The following is a 19,384-nucleotide window of genomic DNA, read 5'->3' as shown; positions in this document are numbered from 1 at the left end:
CCAACGGCCTACACCTCACCCCTGCCCCTCTCCTTACAGGAGAGGGGTTCCGGTCGCGGGCGTCGTATCGACTTACGACGACTTCTTCTTGCGGAGGTCGTCGACGAACTTGTTCAGCTCGATGATCGGGTCGTAGGCCTCGTTGCCGACGGCGACGAGCGGGCCCTGCTTGCCTTCATAGATCTTGTCGAAGGCGGCCTTGTCCTTGGTGGCGAGGTTCAGCACCGCGTCACGGATCTTGGCCTTCAGCTCTTCCGGCAGGTCGGTGAGATAGGCCATCGGCGAGTTCACGATCTGCTCGGACTTGTAGATGATGCGGAAATCCTCGGCCTTGGCCATGTTCTTGCGGGCCATGCGCTGCAGGTTCGATTCCTGCTCGTCGTTCCACCAGTTGGCGGCGATGTCGACGGTGCCCTGCTGGAGCGCGATGATCGCGTTCTCGTGGCTGCCGGTATAGACGACCTTCGAGAAGAAGGTTTCCGGCTCGATCTTCATGCCGTTGAGCACGAAGCGCGGCACGTTGTTGCCGGAGGTCGAGTTCGGGTCGACGAGGCCGAGATTCTTGCCCTTGAGGTCCTCGACCTTCTGATAGGGCGAGTCCTTCTTCACATAGAAGACCGAGTGGTAGCCCTTGGTGCCGTCGAGATTGGTTTCGATGGCGAAGGCGTCGGTCTTGGCGCCGGTCATGCGGGCGCGGGCGAAGGAGGCCGGGCCGTAGGAGGCGATGTGGATGTTGCCGGCGCGCTGACCTTCGATGATCGCGGCATAGTCGTTGGCGATGCGCAGGGTGACCTTGGTGCCGAGCTCCCTGGCGAGATACTGCACGAAGGGAGTGTAGCGCTCGGTAACGCCGGAGGCGTTCTCGGAGGGGATGATCGCGAAGACGAGCTCGGGATACTTGGCCTTCCAGTCCTGTGCGAAAGCCGGGGCGGCGGCGAGCGCGAGGCCGGCAACGGCGAGCTTGAGGGTATGACGACGGGTCAGCATCGATGTGCTCCTGGTTGTAGTCGTAGTCGGGATGGTCTTCTCGCGGGGGCGGCCCTCGGGCCGGTCCGGCGATCTCTGGAAATCAGGCGATCTTCTGGCGGACGCGCTTCGCCTCGGAGGCGGCGATGGCGTCGAGCGCATCCAGCGCCTCGGCGCCGGCATCCTTGGCCTCGATGCCGTAGAGCTCGGCGGCGACCTCGCGGGTCAGCGCCTGCGGCACGTCGTCGAACACGACCTTGCCGGCGGACATCCCGATCAGCCGGTCACAGTATTTCGCGGCGATGTCGAGGTCGTGCAGGTTGCACATCACGGTGATGCCGTCCTCGCGATTGATGCGGAACAGCGCGTCCATGACGACCTGGGTGTTGCGCGGGTCGAGCGAGGCGATCGGCTCGTCGGCGAGGATGATGCGCGGCTCCTGGACGAGGGCGCGGGCGATGGCGACGCGCTGCTGCTGGCCGCCGGAGAGGGTCTCGGCGCGCTGCGCCAGCAAGTGGCCCATATCGAGACGTTCGAGTGCCGCGATGGCGCGGATCTTGTCGTCCTCGGAGAAGCTCTTGACCAGCGTCAGCGCCGCGGAGCGGTGGTTCAGGCGGCCGAGCAGGACATTGGTCAGCACGTCGAGGCGGCCGACGAGGTTGAACTGCTGGAAGATCATCGCCGTGTCGCGGCGCCAGCGCCGCAGCGAGGCGCCCTTCAGGCCGGTGACGTCCTGCTCTTCGCAGACGATCCGGCCGGAGGTCGGCTCTGTCAGGCGGTTCAGCATGCGCAGCAATGTCGACTTGCCGGCGCCGGAGGGGCCGATCACGCCGATCATCTCTCCCTTCGGGACGGTCAGGGTGACAGCGTCGACCGCGTTCCTGTCGCCAAAGCGCTTGGTCAGACCTTCGATGCGCAGCATGAAACGGTTCTCGGGCACGATGCGGGCATGAGCGCGTCCCCGTCCGGCCAGGGCCGGAGTGGCGGGCGTCTCGATCGCGGCGAGCCCTAACGGCTGCGGATGACAGCGGCGTGACGGCCCGGACATGAGCGATTTGTGCCCCCGTGAGCCGGTCAACGTTTCGTGAGGTCTCCAGAATGCGCTTGGACGATCCGCGGCTTACCGGCAGGATGACGGTGGATGCTTGTGTGCGGCGGAGATGCCCGTGGCGGCGGGCCTCTTATCGGCAGGCTTCTTGTCGGCAAGCATCTTGCATCGATGCTGCGAGGCCGGATCGATGCGGCATCGGCACAGAAACTGCGGTTTTTGTGCCGCTGTGGCGCGCCGGCATCTTAGCAACGCCTTTCGTTCCATTTAAGACCAATGGGCGGCAACGGAGCCTCCAGCCTGATGAAGCGGTTCGTTCTTCTTGTTCTCGTCGCCGCCATCGCGGGCGGCGGCTACTATGCTTACCGCAACCAGCGCGCCGGCACGCAGCAGGCCCAGGCGAGCGCGGTCTCCGGGCCGCGCGCCGTGCCGGTCGAGGTTGCCTCGATCGAGGTCATGACCGTCAGCGAGGAGGTCGAGGCGCTCGGCACGCTCGCCGCCGACGAATCCGTAGTGATCGCGCCCGAGATCGCCGGCCGCGTCATCGCGCTCGGCTTCAAGGAAGGCGAGCGCGTCAAGGCAGGCCAGGATCTCGTCAAGCTCGACACCGCGATCCTCGATGCCGAACTCAAGCAGGCGCAGGCCGATCTCAGCCTCGCCCGGGATACCCATGAGCGGCTGCGGGCGCTGGTCCAGCGCGGTTCGGGCACGCAGGTCGCGCTCGACGAAGCCGGCGCGAAGCTTGCTTCGAGCGAGGCACGCATCCAGCTGGCCAAGGCCAAGCTGGCGCAGTCGACCATCGTGGCGCCGTTCAGCGGCGTCGTCGGACTGCGCTCGGTCGGCGTCGGCGATTACGTCTCCGTCGGCAAGCCCTTGATCACGCTGACCAGCATCGATCCGATCAAGATCGATTTCCGCGTGCCCGAGATCTATCTCAGCCGCCTCAAGGTCGGCCAGCCCGTGCAAATGGGCGTCGACGCGGTTCCGGACCGGAAATTCCAGGGGCAGATCTACGCGATTGACCCGGTGGTCGACGTCAATGGCCGGGCGATCCGCCTGCGTGCCAACATCCCGAACGCCGATCTCGCGCTGAAGCCTGGCCTTTTCGCCCGCCTCGCCATCACCATCGACCAGCGCCAGAACGCGATCGTCGTGCCGGAGATGGCGGTCGTGCCGGATGCGGTCGGCAAGATGGTCTACGTCGTCGACCAGGGCAAGGCGAAGCGCGTCACCGTCGAATTGGGCAAGCGTCTGCCGGGGAAGGTGGAGATCGTCAGCGGGCTGACGCCCGGCATGCAGATCATCACCGCCGGCCAGATGCGGCTGCGCGACGGCGCCGCCGTCGCGATCAAGGACAAGGTCGTCCGGACGAGCCAGCTCTAGGGCATTTCCGCGTTTCCCGCGAATGCTCCACCTCCTTGTTTTGTCGCATTTTCTGCACGCGAACCGGCATCCACCTCGCCCGAAAATGCTCTAGGACCGGCCCCTCATGAGCCTCTTCGAACTCTTCGTCCGCCGGCCCGTTCTCTCGACGGTGCTGAGCCTGTTGGTGATCCTGATCGGCATCGTCTCCTATGGCCGCCTGACGATCCGCGAATACCCGAATATCGACGAGCCCGTGGTCTCGGTCCGAACCGATTATCGCGGCGCCTCGGCGGAGATCATCGAGACGCAGGTCACGCAGATCCTCGAGAATTCGATCGCCGGCATCGAAGGCATCGAGATCATCTCCTCGACCAGCCGCCAAGAGCGCAGCTTCATCCAGGTGCGCTTCCGGCCCGATGTCGATCCCGACGTCGCGGCCTCCGACGTGCGCGACCGCGTCAGCCGCGTGCGCAGCCGCATCCCGGAAGAGATCGAGGAGCCGGTCATCGCCAAGGTCGAGGCCGATGCGCAGCCGATCCTTTATCTCTCGCTGACCAGCTCGCGGCACGGGCCGCTCGAACTCACCGATTTCGCCGACCGTTTCATCTCGGACCGCGTCCAGAACGTGACCGGCGTGGCGGAGGTCCGCATTCTCGGCCAGCGCCAATATGCGATGCGCATCTGGCTCGACCGGGCCCGCATGTCGGCCTACGACATCTCCGTCCAGCAGATCGAGGCGGCCGTCCGGGCGCAGAACATCGAGATTCCCTCGGGGCGGATCGAGAGCAGCGACCGCGAATTCACGGTGCTCTCGCAGACCAGCATGACCACGCCGGCGGAATTCCGTGAGATCGTGGTCAAGGATGCCAACGGTTTCTCCGTCAAGCTGAAGGATGTCGCCAAGGTCGAGCTGGGCGCGCGCGAGGAGCGCAACGCCGCCTGGTTCAAGGGCACGCCTTCGGTGACGATCGGCATCGTCAAGCAGGCGACGGCCAACCCGCTCGACGTCTCGGCCGGCATCGAGGAGGCGCTGCCGGGCATCATCGAGGACCTGCCGCAGGGCATGTCGATCGGCAAGTCCTACGACAGCTCGGTCTTCATCGACCGCTCGATCAAGGCGGTCTACCAGACGATCGTCGAGGCGATCGTGCTGGTCGTGCTGATCATCTTCATCTTCCTGCGCTCGGTCCGCGCGACCCTAATCCCGCTGGTGACGATCCCGGTCTCGCTGATCGGTTCCTTCGCGCTGATGTATGCGCTCGGCTTCACCGTGAACACGCTGACGCTGCTCTCGATGGTGCTCGCCATCGGCCTCGTCGTCGACGACGCCATCGTCGTGCTGGAGAATGTGCACCGCCATATCGAGGACGGCATGAAGCCGACCCCGGCGGCGATCCGCGGCATCAACGAGATCGCCTTCGCCGTGGTGGCGATGACGCTGACGCTGGTCGCGGTCTATGCGCCGATGGCCTTCTCGACCGGGCGCACCGGCAAGCTCTTCATCGAGTTCGCGCTGACGCTGGCCGGCGCGGTGCTGGTCTCCGGCTTTGTCGCGCTGACCCTGACGCCGATGATGTGCGCCAAGCTGCTGCGCCACCATGAGAAGCACAACTGGCTCTACAACCTGCTGGAGCACGGCTTCGAGGGGTTGTCACGCGGCTACAAGGCCTCGCTGCGCGCGGCCCTGTCGGTGCGCCCTCTCGTCGTGCTGCTGGCGCTCGTCGTTGCCGGTGGCGGCTATTTCTTCTTCACCCATCTGCGCTCGGAACTGGCGCCGGTCGAGGATCGCGGCACGATCACCGCCGTCGGCGTGGCGCCGGAGGGCGCGACGCTGTCCTTCACCGCCGATTACGCCCGGCAGGTCGAGGATTACTTCAAGAACATCCAGGAGGTCGAAACCTATCTCGTCATCGTCGGCTTCCCCGACGTGACGCGCGCGATCGGCTTCGCCCGCCTCAAGCCCTGGGAGCAGCGCGAGCGCAAGCAGCAGGACCTCGTCGCCGAGATCAACAAGGGGCTGTCCCAGATCCCGGGCATCCGCCTGTTCGCCACCAATCCGGCCTCGCTCGGGCAGGGCAACGCCAACAGCAAGCCCGTCGAGTTCGTGCTGCGCTCGTCGGAGCCCTATACGCAGATCAAGTCCTATGTCGACCAGCTGATGGCCGAGGTCGGCAACTCGCCGGTGCTGACCAATCTCGATACCAACCTCATCCTCGACAAGCCGCAGATCAAGGTCACGATCGACCGGCAGCGCGCCGCCGATCTCGGTGTCGGCGTCGACATCATCGGGCGCACCATGGAGACGCTGCTGGGCGGCCGGCAGGTGACGCGCTTCAACATGAACAGCAAGCAGTACGATGTCGTGCTGCAGGTCGAGGGCGCCGAGCGCAACACGCCGCAGGCGTTGCAGTCGATCTACCTGTTGGGCCGCGGCGGCGCGGTGGTGCAGCTCTCGAGCCTGGTCAAGATCGAGGAGAACGTCGCGCCGAAGGAACTCGTCCGTTTCAACCAGCTGCGCTCGGCGACGGTCACCGCGATCCCGGCGCCGGGATATTCGCTCGGCGATGCGCTCAAGGTGCTGGAGGACGGCGCGGCGCGTGTTCTGCCGTCCTCGGTGCAGATCGACTACAACGGCCAGAGCCGCGAGTTCAAACAGTCGGGCGCCTCGATCTTCATCGTCTTCCTGCTGGCGCTGGGCTTCATCTACCTGGTGCTAGCGGCGCAGTTCGAGAGCTTTGTCGACCCGATCGTGATCATGGTCTCGGTGCCGCTCTCGCTCACCGGCGCGCTCGCGGCGCTCTACTACACGGGTGGGACGATGAACGTGTACAGCCAGATCGGCCTGATCACGCTGGTCGGCCTGATCACCAAGCACGGCATCCTGATCCTGGAGTTCACCAATCAGCTCCGGGAGGAGGGCAAGGAGATGATCGATGCCCTCGTCGAGGCGGCGGAACTGCGCCTGCGGCCGATCCTGATGACCACGGGCGCGATGGTGCTCGGCGCCGTGCCGCTCGCCATCGCCCATGGCGCCGGTGCGGAAAGCCGCTCGCAGATCGGCTGGGTCATCGTCGGCGGCATGACCTTCGGCACGCTGCTGACGCTGTTCGTGGTGCCGGTCGCCTATAGCTACCTCGCCCGCAAGGTGCATGGCTCGCGCCATGCTCCGCATGAGGAGGCGTCCGGCGCCCACCCCGCTCCGGCGGAGTAAGGGGTCATCCCGTGCGCGCTGCAGCGTGCAACGCTGCTGCGCAGACACGGGACCGCGTGACGCGAGGGCGCCTTTTCTGCAAACGGTCCCGCATCTGCGCAGCAGCTACTCACGTGCCGCAGCGCGTGCGGGATGACGCTGCGGGCTACTGCAGCCTCACCGAGACGCTCTCGCTCGCGCCCGTCGCATCGATCACCGAAATCCGCATGAAGCCCTTGCCCGGCGGCTGCCATTGCGTCTCGCGGCGGCGCTGCGGCTCGGTCACCGGCGTGCCGTCGACCAGCCAGGTATAGGGCGGCGAGCCGCCGGCGGCCTTGAGGTTGAGCCGGCCATGGCCGTCGAGCGCGGCGGCGGAGAGGTCGATGCGGGCGCCGTCCGGCGGGAAGGCGAGCTTCAGCGTCGGCGTCATCATCGCCGTCACGGTCTTGGGCACGTCCTGCCGGAGATGCCGGAGCGGCGGCGGCAGATGGCTCGTGCTAGCGACGATCGCGTCAGCCGGCTGCGGGAAGGGACGCGGGTCGATGCCGAGCCGGGCGAAGGCGTCGAACAGGATCGGCGCTGCTACTGCGCGCCCGACGAGGCCGGGCACGGCGCCGTTATCGGCACGGCCGACCCAGACGCCGATCGTATGCTTGCGGTCGAAGCCGACCGCCCAGGCGTCGCGATAGCCGTAGGAGGTGCCGGTCTTGTAGGCGATGCGGCCGGGCACGGCATTGAGCGGCGGCGGTGCGCCGAGCAGAGTATCGGCGACGTACCAGGCGGCGACGGGTTCGACGAGGCGCGGGGCTGGGCCAGCCGAGGTCGCCTGCTGCCGGAACCGCAGCGGCAGCATCTCGCCGCCGCGGGCCAGCCCGACATAGGCGCGGGTTAGATCCTGAAGCGTTATGCCGACGCCGCCGAGGCCGACCGCAAGGCCGGGTGCGCTGCTGTCCCTGGGCATGGCGAGACTGATGCCGGCATCGCGCAGGCGCGACAGGAAGCGCTGGGGGCCGAGCGCCGAGAGCAGCTCGACTGCAGGTACGTTGAGCGAGAGCTGCAGCGCCTTGCGGGCACTGACCATGCCCTGGAAGGTCATGTCGAAATTCTCGGGGATATAGATGCCGTAGCGTGCCGGCCGGTCCTCCAGCATCGTCTCGGGATGGGCGATGCCACTGTCGAAGGCGAGGGCGTAGATGAAGGGCTTCAGCGCCGAACCGGGCGAACGCAGCGCCCGCGTCAGGTCGAGCGAGCCAGCGCGCTCCGCCGCGAAATAATCGACGCCGCCGACCGAGGCGCGGATCTCGCCGGTCTCGTTGTCGACGGCGAGGATCGCAATCGACACCTGGGGGTTGAGGCCGAGGCTGCGTTCGCGGGCGAGCCCTTCGAGAGCCGTCTGCAAGCGCGCATCAAGCGAGAGCTTCTGGACGCGCTCAGCCGGCGCTTCCGCGACCGCCTGCTCGGCGACATGGGGGCTCAGGTTCGGGAAGGGGCGCCGTGCCGTCGGGATCGGCTCGTTGCGGGCGGTGGCGACCTCGTCTGATGTGGCCAGGCCCGCCTGCTCGACCCGTTCCAGCACGCGCGCGCGCGCCTTGCGGGCGGCTTCGACGAAGCGGTCCGGCCGGCGCGTCTCGGGCGATTGCGGGAGGGCGACGAGCAGAGCGGCCTCGGCTGTGGAGAGACGTTTCGGCTCCTTGCCGAACCAGGCGAAGCTCGCGGCGCGCACGCCTTCGAGATTGCCGCCGAAGGGGGCGAGCCTGAGATAGAGGTCGAGGATGCCCGCCTTGTCGAAGCGCTGTTCGAGCTCAATGGCGCGGACGGCCTGCCGGAGCTTGGCGGCAAGCGTGCGTTCCTCGCGCGGCTCGAGCAGGCGCGCGACCTGCATCGTTAGCGTCGAGCCGCCGGAGACAACGCGGCCATTCATCAGCATCTGGCCGGCGGCGCGGAGCATGCTCAACGGGTCGATGCCGTGATGGCTGTCGAAGCGCTTGTCCTCGAAGGCCTTGAGCATGGCGAGATAGCGCGGGTCCACGTCCTCGGAGGTGACGGGGAGCTTCCAGCGCCCGTCGGCAGTGAGGAAGGGGCGCAGCAGCCTGCCCTCGCGATCGAGCACTACGGTCGAGCGATCGGCCGCAGCGGAAAGGTCGAGCGGGGGGAGCGAGCGGGCGTAGAGGACAAGCGCTGTGGCGCCTGCAATCGCCGAGACGGCGAGAGCGCCGGCTGCGATCTTCAGTTTGCGAAAGCGCCGCGGAGCCTTTCCTTCTCCCTTCGGGGGAGAAGGTGGCAGCGCGAAGCGCTGACGGATGAGGGTGGCGAGACGGGCTGGCAAACGACCTGCCGCGGCGCCAGCCCTCACCCCATCCCTCTCCCCCAAGGGGAGAGGGGGCTCCGTTGCGCTTTGATTTTCACGCTGCGCGCTCATCACCGCGCCGAGGTGATCTCCACCGCGCCGAAGCCGGTGCGGCCGAAGCGGTCCGGCCGGTACATGTCCTCGATCACGGCGGCAGGCGAGACGTAGCGGCCGGGCGAGACGGCGCGCGCGATATAGGCGACGGTATAGGAGAGCTTGTCGTTCTTCGAGCCCGAGCGCTCGAAAGCGGCGACATAGCGGTCGTCGCGCGACTCGGTATGAACCGGCGAGACCTCCTGCTTGAGCCAGTCGAGCCCCGCGACCGAGGCGCCTTCCGTCAGGTTGGCGTTCTCGATCTCCAAGCCGGCCGGGACCGGATCGACCAGCAGCAGGCGGCCATAGCGAGGTGCGCCTTCCGTGACCGTCAGCGCCACGACATAGCGCTCGTTCTGGCGCAGGCGCGCCGGATCGGCCTTCTCGCCCTTCATCGTGTAGATGACGCGCTCCAGGCCAAAAACCTGGTTCAGGGCCGGCTCCGGCGTGGTCGGGATGCCCGCGACGGTGATGACCGCCTGGGCATTGCCGGCGCCGGGATTGGCGATGGTGAGAGGCTTCGCCTCCAGCGCCTCGGCCGAAAGCGTGCGGTAGAGCGCTCCTTTGCGCGCCGTGCCGTCGACGGTCAGCGTCATGCCCTCGGCATCCTTGGCCATGGCCTGCGCCGCCAGCACCATCCACATCTGCTCCTGCGTCGAGGTGTAGCTGTAGCGGGCGTTGTTGCGGGTGGCGTCGAGGATCGAGACGGCGCGGCTGATATCGGCGCGTTCGCCATTGGCCTCCGCGATCAGGGCGAGTACGCCGGCGCCATCACGCAGGCGCGAGCCGTAATCCGGCCGCGACAGGCCGTCATCGCTCGCCTGTTGGAGCAAACCCAGCGCGCTGCCGAAGGCGGTGCGGCCGCGGCCGCGATCGCCCAGCGCCGAGAGCGCGGCGCCGATCTGGGCGCGGGCGAGCGGCGTCGCGAAATCGCCGAGCTTGTTGTCCGCGAGATAGCGCAGATCGCCCATCACCGGCCGGCCGTTGCGGGCCAGCACATAGAGCGCATAGGCAATGCCGGCGGCTTCCTCCTTGTTGATCTCGCCGGTGTTGACGACCTGGTTGCGCAGGCGGTCGAGCGCGAGGTTGAAGGCGATCTGCGGCACCGCGAACTGCTTCTCGCGGGCCCGCGTCAGGAAGTCGGCGACGAAGGCGTCGAGCCAGAGATCCTCGCCGCCGACGCCCCAGAGGCCGAAGGAGCCGTTGCCGCCCTGCCGGGCCAGCACCCGCTCGATCGCGTTCTGGACGCGCTCGTCGGCCTTGTCGTCCAAAGCGAGCTGTTCCATCGAAGCGAGCTGGTTGACCGCCAGCAGCGGCAAGGCGCGCGAGACGGTCTGCTCGGTGCAGCCATAGGGGTAGCGATCGAGCGCCTTGAGGAGGGCGGGCACATCGAGCGAGCCGAAGGGCGAGACCGTCACAGAGACCTGCCCGGAATTCGGCACGAGATCGGCCAGCAGGTCGGAGGAGACGGTGATCGCCCCGCCATTGCCGGGGATGGCGCGGACGATGCGGCGCGCGATCGTCGCGGCCGAGGGCTGGACGCGGACGGCGAGGTTCTGCACCGTACTGAGCCCGTTCGGGCCGGAGACGCGCACGTCGAACTCGGCGCGGCCGAGGCCGGCGGCGGTGACGGGAATCGTCATCTGCGTCTTGGCGCCGGCGCCGAGCTGCATCGTGCGGCGGGTGGCGTCGGCTGCGACCAGCACGGGGCCCTTGACGTCGAGATCGACCGTATAGGCACCGGCCGGCCCCTCGACATTGTCGACCTGGAGATGGAAGCGCGACTGGTCGCCGATGGCGAGGAAGCGCGGCAGCGTCGCCTGGGCTACGATCTGATCGCGCACGATCACGTCGGCGCTGGCCTGGCCGGTGCGCCCGGCCGACCAGGCGACGCCCATGACGCGCACCGAGCCGTTGAAGGCCGGCATGTCGAAATCGATCTTCGCCGTACCGTCGGCCCCGACCTTGACCACGCCGGAATAGCGGGCAAGCGGCTCCTGCGTCGGCTTCTCGCCGTCCATCTGGGGCGCGGCGTCGCCGCCGGTGCGGATCGCACCGCGCGTGCCCTGCATGCCGTCGATCAGCAGCCCGTAGAGGTCGCGCAATTCGTGCCCGAGCTGGCGTTGGCCGAAGAAGAACCGGCTCGGGTCAGGGCTCTCGTAGCGGGTGAGGTTGAGGATGCCGATATCGACGGCGGCGAGCGTGACATAGGCCTCCTCGCCGGCCTGCATGCCGGTGACCTTGACCGGCAACGACAGCGTCGAGAGCGGACGCACCAGCTTCGGCGCGCCGAGATCGAGCGCCAGCGTGCGCGTCTCCTTGCCGATCTGGAACCAGGACAGGCCGATGGCGCGGCCGGGCAGGCGCTTGGCGGCGGCGTCCATCGGCCGGTGCGCGAGCACGACGAGATAGGCGCTGGCGCCCCATTCGGCCTTGACCGGAATGCTGGCCGAGGTCCCGCCCTCGGTGATGTCGATGGTGCGGATATCCGCGACCTTGTCGGTGACGACGGCGAGCGTCGCCTTGCCGGCGAAGCGCGGGGAGAGGCGGACCTGCAGGCTTTCGCCATCGGCATAGGAGGCCTTGTCCAGCGCGACGTCGAGCACATCCGGCGTATCGGCGGTCTTGTCGCTCTCGTAGCCGACGCTGAAGGAGACCGAGGTCTCGGCCGCCTCAACGCCGTCCGAGGTCACGTCGAGCCGGTAATTGCCCCATTCGACGGGCGCGGCGATCTTCGCACCAGCGGCTTCCGCCACCGCGATCTCGCCGTCGGCGACGCGGCGGGTGGTCTTGACGCCCTCGTAGTTCCAGCGGCCGTCCTGGAAGAACCACTGGTAGTTGCGGCGCACCTTCGACAGTACCCATTTGACGCCGGGCCGGGCGAGGCGCTTACCGTCGCCGGTCGCCATGATGACGTCGAAGGTCGCGGTCTGGCCGCTGCCGAGATCGTCGTCCTTGAACAGCTTCTTCACGCCGATGGCGGCGCCCTTGGGCACGATCGGCAGGGTGACCGAGCGGGCGATGGCGCGCCCGCCGGGCTCGCCGACGCGCACGGTCATCTCGACCTCGAGCGGGCGGTTGGTGTCGGGCTGCTGGACCGGGTTGGAGATGATCGCCTTGCCGGCGGCGTCGGTCGTGACGCTCTCCTCGAACTCGCTCTGGACCGGCTCGAATTCCTCGTCGGTGAGGCCGACCTGATAGTCCTTGAAGCCGGGAATGGCGCTGGCCTCGGCGGCGCGGATCGTCATCGCGCCGGTGACGTCGAGCTCGGAGCCCGGCGCGCCGTAGAGATAGCGGGCGGCGACGTCGAGCTCGGCCGGCTCGCCGGCCTGAAGCAGCGGCGCCTTCGGCGACAACGTCAGCTCCAGCCGCTCGGGCACGTAATCCTCGACGAGGAACGAGGTCTCGCCGATCGCCTGGCCCTTCGGGTCGGAATAGGCGAGGACGCGCCAGGTGCCGGTCGCGGCGCCAGAGACGAGCTGGATCGAGTGGGCCCGCCCGCCTGCGCCCTGATCCTCGACCTGTCGGCGGCGATACTCGACGCCGTCCGGCCGCTTGACGACGATGGTCAGCGGCAGGCCGGTGACCGCGGCGCCCTTGGCGTCACGCAGCAGCGAGGTCAGGTAGACCGTCTCGCCGGAGCGATAGACGCCGCGTTCGGTGTAGAGGAAGGCGTCGAGCCCGGCCGGCGCGACGCGGCCCTTCACGCCGCGATCGGAGAGGTCGAAGGCGGTCTGCTTGAGGTCGAGAAAGCCGTAATCTTCGGCGAGCGAGGCGGTGACGAGGCCAGGCGCATTGCCGCCCTGGCCCTTGCCCAATCCGGCATCGAAGCGGGCATAGCCGTTGGCGTCGGTCTTCGCTGTGCCAAGTACCTCGTTGTTGCGGGCGATCAGGCGCAACTCGGCATTGGCGATCGGCCTGGCGTCGGCCAGCGAGCGGGCGAGCACATGCACGCCGTCGGGGCCGGTGAAGGAGGTGAGGCCGAGATCGGAGACGACGAACCATTGCGTCGCCCGCGTCGAGCCGTCGTCGTAGTCACCGTCATCGCCGGAGGGCTGCGTCTGGGAAGGGCCGCCCGAGGGCTTGGCGAACATCACATAGACGCCGGGGTTGAGGCTGCCGACCGCTTCGGTCACCGGGAAGGCGGTGATCACGTCCTGATTGAGCTCGGACTTCACATCCATCGTGCCGGTCCAGACGGTCTGGCCCTTGTCGCTGGAAATCTGCCTGGCGGAATAGGAGCCGAGCTGGCCGAGAAAGTCCTCGGAATGGACCGAATTGATCAGGTTGCGGTCGCCGATCCGCATGACCTCGAGGTCGAGCTTGCCCGAGTTGACCGAAACGACCGGAATGCCCTGCTGGCCGGTGCGCGGCAGCACGTAATTCTTGCCGGTGAAGCGCACGGAGGGTGTCCGGTCGCGGACATAGATCTCGTAATCGGCCGATTTCAGCAGGGTCTCGTCGGGGAGGGCGGAGGGCACGCCCTGGCGGATGACGACGGCATAGCGCTCGCCATGCCTGAGGCCGTCGACGCAGATCTGGCGGCCCTCGGCGCTGACGGCGTAATCGCCCTTGCCGCCCGAAATCGCGACATAGGGCGCGAAATCGACGCGGCCGCGAGCCAGAGCTTCCGAGAACTCGAAGCAGGCGCGCGGGGAGGCCGCGTCGGAATCGGTCTTGTTGGAAATCAGGCGGAAGCCGCGCTTTTCGCGCAGGCTCTCATAGGAACTCTGCAGCGCGGCATTGGCGGCGAGGTCGAGGCTGAGCCGATAGGTCGTCAGCGCCGGGCGCCACAACTGGTTCTTCTCGAAGGTGCCGGCGAGCACGCCGAGCGAAGCCGCCTCGTCATTACGGGTGGTCGAGCGCTGATAGGCGAGATAGGCGGACGCAATGGCGCGCTCACGCAGTTCCCAGCGCTCGCGATAATCGCGCGGCTCGATGGCGTTGGCGGCGCGCGCCATCAGGCGCCAGCCGGCGGCATTGGCGGAATCGGCGACGATCGCGGCATTCGCCTGGGGCAGGGCGGCGCGGGCATCGCCGCGGCCGAGCGCGATCTCGCCGGCGCGGATGGCGTCCGTGGCGGAGCGGTTGCCGGTCGCGACCTCGCGCTTCAATCGTTCTTCCAGGCGCTGCCCGTCGGCCAGCAGGTCGTTGCGGACATAGGCCTTCTGGGCGAAGGCGGGGGCCGCAGCCAGCGTGAGCGAGAGGGCGAGCGCGAGACGGGAAAGCAGGGTCATCGTCGGTCCTCTTCGTCGATCGGCCCGGCCAGGATCGCCGGACATGGCTTCAGGCCGATGACGCTGTGACGGGGCCGGCAGGCTATCACCGTGCGGCGCGCGTTCAAGTCATGCGAATGCAGGTCGTGCGGTGTTCGGCTGTTGAGATACCCATCTCGATCCTCACGCGCGGGTCATCCCGGACGGAGCGAAGCGAAGATCGGGGATCCATTCCGGAGCCTCACCGAGATATGTTCCGGCATGGATCCCGGGTCTCCCTCCGGTCGCCCGGGATGACCCGCGCGTAAATGCCATCTCCCGGTTGCGGCGCGGCGCGTTCTGACGCTCAATGCAGCCGCTTCGCCCGTTCTCAAGGACGAGACCCATGCCGCGTGCCCCTCTCCATCCCCCGCGAAACACCCTGCTCCGGAGTGCTGCCCTTGCGCTCGCCCTGCTGGCGCCGACGCTTGCCGACGCGCAGGCTCCGGCCGCCGGGCCCTCGCCGCAGATGGCGGCCGCGCAGGCAGGCTTCGAGGCGCTGCCCGAAGCCGAGCGCAAGGCGATCCAGAACGACCTGATCTGGGCCGGGCAGTTCAACGGCGCCGTCTCCGGCTCCTATGGCCCGCTGACCTTTCGCGCGATCAATGCCTTCAAGGGCCGGCGCGGCCCGGCCGACGGGCTGCTGCCCCCGGCCGAGCGGGCGACGCTCGCCAGGGCGGCGCAGGCGGCGCGGGATGCGGCCGGGTTCAAGGTCCTGGCCGACGACAAGACCGGGGTGCAGATCGGCATCCCCATGAAGCTCCTGTCGAAGCGCGACGTGACGCCCTCCGGCGGCAGCCGCTGGCAGAGCACCGATGACAAGGTCACGCTCGACACCTCCGCCTCGCCGCCGGGCGAAGATCTTGCGGCGCTGTTCGAGAAGGCGATCGCGGTCAATCCGAACAGCCCGCGCAAGATCACCTACAAGCTGCTGCGGCCGGATTTCTTCGTCGTCACCGGCGAGACCTCCGGCGGGCGGTTCTATCGCCGGCTTTCGGCCGGGCCACAGGGCCTGCGCGGCTTCTCGATCGGCTATGACAAGGCGCTGGCATCGACCGTCGACAAGCTGGTCATCGCGATCGCCGCGAGCTTCGAGCCCTTCCCGACCGGGGCGGTTCCGGCTCAGCCTTCGGCCGTCGCCGGCACGGCTGCCAGCCCGTCCTCTGGATTGTCGTCGTTGTTCGCACCGACAACCCGCAGCAACGAGCGCTATGGCGTGGCGGTTGCTCTCAACGAGCGGGTGGCGCTGAGCGCAGCGGCTGCGGTGGATAGCTGCCGAACCTTACGCGTCGGCAATCGCAATGCGAAGCTGCGCCTGAAGGACGATGCCAGCGGGCTCGTCCTGCTCGATCTGGAGGGCACGGGCGCCGCCAAGCCGCCCGGTCTGCGCAGCGAGGCCGCGGGAGCCTCCGAAGCGCTGGTGCTGGTCGCCTTCGGCAACGATGCCGGCAAGCGCGCCGCGGTCGCATTGCCCGGACAGAGCGCGCCGGCCGGCGGCAAGCCGATGCTCAAGGCGCCGCTCCAGCCGGGGCAGGCGGGTGCGCCGGCCTTCGACCGGCAGGGGCGGATCGTCGGGATCGTCACCGACAATCCCTCCGACAAGATCCTGATCGCGGGTGTCGCGCCGCAGCGCAGCTATGGCTTCGCCGATGCTGCTGCGATCCAGGCGATGCTCGGCAAGGCGGGCGTCTCGCTGCCGGCGGCCGCAGCCGGTCCGGAGCTCAGCACCGGAGCGGTTGTCGAACGCGTTTCTGGCGCGGTTCAGCCCATCGTCTGCGGATTGTAGCTTCGGCCAAAATGAGAGGTTGTCACTGGCCGTGCGATCGGCTCAGATGATGCCCGTCAGATCAAGGGAGCCCCGTCGTGGACGAGGAGCACCCAGGCACTAAATCGATTTAGCGGAGGAGACTGGGGAATGACCGATTTCATCGACAGACGAACTGTGCTCAAGGGCGCGGCCGCGGCCGGCGCGGCGAGCCTGATTGCAGCACCTGCCATCGCGCAGGCGAACTATCCCTCGCGGCCGATCACCATGGTCTGCCCATGGGGGGCCGGCGGCGGCACGGATGCGACGGCGCGCATCGTCGCGCAGCTCCTGGAAAAGGACCTCGGCCAGCCGGTCAACGTCGTCAACCGCACGGGCGGTTCCGGCGTGGTCGGCCATTCGGCCATCGCGACGGCGGCGCCCGACGGCTACAATATCGGCATGCTGACGGTCGAGATCGCCATGATGCACCATCAGGGCCTGACCGAGCTGAAATCGACGAGCTACACCGCGCTCGGGCTGATGAACGAGGACCCGCCGGGCGTGCAGGTTTCGACCTCAGGCCCCTACAAGGACATCAAGGGGCTGGCGGATGCGATCAAGGCGGCGCCTCCCGGCAAGCTCAAGGCGTCGGGCACCGGACAGGGCGGCATCTGGCATCTCGCGCTGATCGGCTGGCTCGTCGCCATGGGCCTGAAGCCGGATCATGTTGCCTGGGTGCCGTCGAACGGCGCTGCGCCCGGCATGCAGGACCTGGCGGCCGGCGGCATCGACATCGTCACCTGCTCGGTGCCGGAAGCGCGCGCGATGATCGACGCCGGCAAGGCCAAGTCGCTGGCGATCATGGCGAGCGAGCGCAACCCGCAGTTCAAGGACGTGCCGACGCTGAACGAGACACTCGGCATCAACTACTCGATCGGTGCCTGGCGCGGCATCGGCGCGCCGAAGGGCCTGCCGCCGGAGATCGCGGCGAAGCTGACGGCGGCGCTGAAGAAGGCCTTCGATTCGAAGGACTACAAGGACTTCATGAACTCCCGCGGCTTCGGCATGAAGTTCGCGGACGGGCCGGGATTTGCCTCGTTCATGGCCGCAAGCGACGCCTCCATGGCATCCGCCATGAAGGCGGCAGGCCTCGCCAAGGGCTGAGCGGCACGGAACTCGTAACGCCGGGAGCAAAAGCTCCCGGCGTTTTCGTCTCATCACTTTCGATCGTTCGAGGAGGTTGCCCCTTGCAACTATCCGACCGTATTTCCGGCTCCGCCATCGCTGCGCTGGGGGCCGTCGCGTTCTTCTACGGCTCGAAACTGCCGCCCGTGCCGGGCCAGCAGGTCGGCCCTTCAGCCTTTCCCATGGTGGTCGGTGCCGGCCTTGCCCTCTGCGGCGGGCTGATCGTCTTCGGGATCGGTCGCCATTTCGAGGAGGTCGCCGAGGCCGATGTCGTGAGCCATGCGACGCCTGAGGAGCTCGCGCCGGTGCCGGCCTGGCGCAACTGGCTGGCATTGCTGCCGCCCGCGCTGCTCGCCTTCTACGCGCTCGTCTCGGAGACGCTCGGCTTCCTGCCGACGACGATGATCATGGTGCTGCTCTGCAGCCTGGCCTTCGGAGCGAAGCCGAAGCTCGCGGTGCCGCTGGCGATCATCGCCCCCTTCGTGATCAACCTGATCTTCCTGAAGCTGCTGCGCGTGCCACTGCCCGGCGGCATCCTGCCCTTCCCCTGGTGAGCGAGGCCTGACGATGGACACCGTCATCAAGGCCTTCGGGCTGGTTTTCCAATTCGACGTCATGATCGCGGTCGTGGCATCCGCCTTCTACGGGCTGACGGTCGGCGCGCTGCCCGGTCTCTCGGCCACCATGGCGACGGCGCTGCTGGTGCCGGTCACCTTCTATCTGTCCCCGATCGCGGCGATCGCGACGATCATCACGGCGTCGGCCATGGCGATCTTCTCCGGCGACATTCCGGGCTGCCTCCTGCGCATTCCCGGGACGCCGGCCTCGGCCGCCTATACCGACGAAGCCTATGCGATGACGCGCAAGGGCGAGGCCGAGACCGCGCTCGGCATCTGCCTGTGGTTCTCGGCGCTGGGCGGCATTGCCGGCACGCTCTCGCTGATGCTGATCGCGCCGCTGCTGGCGGAGATGGCCCTGTCGTTCTCGACCTACGAGAATTTCTGGCTCGCCATGCTCGGCCTGATGTGCTCGACGCTGGTCGCCCGCTCCTCGCCGATCAAGGCGATCGCATCAATGCTGCTCGGCCTGCTGATCACCTGCATCGGCATCGACAATCCCGGCGGCGTGCCGCGTTTCACCTTTGGCTCGACCGATCTTCTGGGCGGCATCGAGGTCATCCCGGCGCTGGTCGGCGTCTTCGCCCTGGCAGAGGTGATGCGCTCGCTGACCGAGCGCGACCCGCCCAAGATCGAGAACCGCAAGCTCGGCTCGATCCTGAAAGGGCAGTGGAAGCTGACGAAGGAATATCCGAAGCAGCAGACGCGCGGAAACATCGTCGGCATCATCATCGGCGTCCTGCCGGGGGCGGGCGCCGACATGGCGGCCTGGGTCAGCTATGCGATGTCGAAGCGCTTCTCGAAGACGCCGGAGAAATTCGGCACAGGCCATCCGGAAGGGCTGATCGAGGCCGGCGCCTCCAACAACGCCTCGCTCGCCTCGGGCTGGGTACCGGCGCTGCTCTTCGGCATTCCCGGCGACACGATCACCGCGATCGCCATCGGCGTGCTCTACATGAAGGGGCTGAACCCCGGGCCGTCGCTGTTCACGACCCAGGCCGAGAGCATGTATGCGCTCTACATCATCTTCATCCTCGGCAACATCATCATGATCCCCTTCGGAATCATCATGATCCGGCTGGCGAGCAAGGTCGTCGGCGCGCCGCGTGCGGCGGTGATGCCGGTGATCATGATCTTCTGCGCGGTCGGCGCCTTCGCCACGGCGGGCAACAACCTGTTCGCGGTCTGGTGCGTCGCCTTCTTCGGCGTGTTCGGCTTCGTGATGGAGAAGAACGGCTATCCGGTCGCGGCGATGGTGCTCGGCATCGTCATGGGCACGATGGTGGAGCAGAACTTCGTGACCTCGCTGATCAAGTCGGATGGCTCGGTGCTGCCTTTCTTCGACCGGCCGGTCTCGTCGGTGCTGGCGGCGATGACCTTCGCGGCGCTGCTCTGGCCGGTGTTCTCCTGGACGCGCGACTGGCTGAAGGGCCGGGGCCGGGCGGTGGGGGGGGGGGGGGGGCCCCCCCCCCCCCACGGAAAGGAGCCCAGGAAGGCGGCCAGGGCCCCCCCCCCCCACCGGGGCCGCCCCCCAAGCGGGGCCCCGGGGCCCGAGGGGGGGGCCCCGGGCG

The 19,384-nt window shown here is 67.8% G+C and carries 10 protein-coding genes; 6 read left to right on the top strand and 4 right to left on the bottom strand.

Annotated elements, in window-relative coordinates; genetic code table 11:
* Positions 1 to 72 precede the first annotated feature (72 nt).
* Both phnD and phnC read right to left on the bottom strand, forming a co-directional pair.
* Complete coding sequence (phnD, locus tag ACWIEX_RS20165; RefSeq protein WP_454034744.1) at positions 73 to 987, bottom strand: phosphonate ABC transporter substrate-binding protein; 915 nt, start codon at positions 985 to 987, stop codon at positions 73 to 75.
* 82 nt (positions 988 to 1,069) lie between these two features.
* Positions 1,070 to 1,888 (bottom strand): phosphonate ABC transporter ATP-binding protein, encoded by an 819-nt coding sequence (gene phnC / locus ACWIEX_RS20160; protein WP_454034822.1) that lies wholly within the window; start codon positions 1,886 to 1,888, stop codon positions 1,070 to 1,072.
* Positions 1,889 to 2,317: 429 nt separating this feature from the next.
* On the opposite strand from phnC, the gene ACWIEX_RS20155 reads away from it, so the two are divergent.
* Both ACWIEX_RS20155 and ACWIEX_RS20150 read left to right on the top strand, forming a co-directional pair.
* Complete coding sequence (locus ACWIEX_RS20155; protein ID WP_454034743.1) at positions 2,318 to 3,397, top strand: efflux RND transporter periplasmic adaptor subunit; 1,080 nt, start codon at positions 2,318 to 2,320, stop codon at positions 3,395 to 3,397.
* Positions 3,398 to 3,503: 106 nt separating this feature from the next.
* The gene (locus ACWIEX_RS20150) at positions 3,504 to 6,590 is read left to right on the top strand and encodes an efflux RND transporter permease subunit (protein WP_454034742.1); all 3,087 of its coding nucleotides are present in this window, start codon (positions 3,504 to 3,506) and stop codon (positions 6,588 to 6,590) included.
* 145 nt (positions 6,591 to 6,735) lie between these two features.
* On the opposite strand, the gene pbpC is transcribed toward ACWIEX_RS20150, so the two are convergent.
* Together pbpC and ACWIEX_RS20140 are read right to left on the bottom strand one after the other, a co-directional pair.
* Positions 6,736 to 8,988, bottom strand: a complete 2,253-nt coding sequence (pbpC, locus tag ACWIEX_RS20145) for a penicillin-binding protein 1C (protein WP_454034741.1) — start codon at positions 8,986 to 8,988, stop codon at positions 6,736 to 6,738.
* Positions 8,988 to 14,246, bottom strand: a complete 5,259-nt coding sequence (locus ACWIEX_RS20140) for an alpha-2-macroglobulin family protein (RefSeq protein ID WP_454034740.1) — start codon at positions 14,244 to 14,246, stop codon at positions 8,988 to 8,990. Before ACWIEX_RS20140 ends, pbpC begins: the two co-directional genes overlap by 1 nt.
* 364 nt (positions 14,247 to 14,610) lie before the next feature.
* Between ACWIEX_RS20140 and ACWIEX_RS20135 the strand changes: the two genes are divergently transcribed.
* The 4 genes from ACWIEX_RS20135 to ACWIEX_RS20120 all read left to right on the top strand — a co-directional run.
* Positions 14,611 to 16,050 carry a serine protease family protein gene (locus ACWIEX_RS20135; protein WP_454034739.1) on the top strand — a complete coding sequence of 480 codons (1,440 nt, stop codon included), beginning with the start codon at positions 14,611 to 14,613 and terminating at the stop codon, positions 16,048 to 16,050.
* A 129-nt stretch (positions 16,051 to 16,179) separates the two neighbouring features.
* Entirely contained in the window at positions 16,180 to 17,175 is a 996-nt protein-coding gene (locus ACWIEX_RS20130; RefSeq protein WP_061971369.1) for a tripartite tricarboxylate transporter substrate binding protein, read from the top strand.
* 83 nt (positions 17,176 to 17,258) lie between these two features.
* Positions 17,259 to 17,750 (top strand): tripartite tricarboxylate transporter TctB family protein, encoded by a 492-nt coding sequence (locus ACWIEX_RS20125; protein ID WP_454034738.1) that lies wholly within the window; start codon positions 17,259 to 17,261, stop codon positions 17,748 to 17,750.
* A gap of 13 nt (positions 17,751 to 17,763) precedes the next feature.
* On the top strand, positions 17,764 to 19,384 hold a 1,621-nt coding region (locus tag ACWIEX_RS20120), incomplete at its 3' end, for a tripartite tricarboxylate transporter permease (protein ID WP_454034737.1).

The organism is Allobosea sp. NPDC055353, assembly GCF_053644975.1.
Note: the sequence above shows the minus strand (reverse complement) of the source record. Positions and strands in the feature narration are given on the sequence as shown.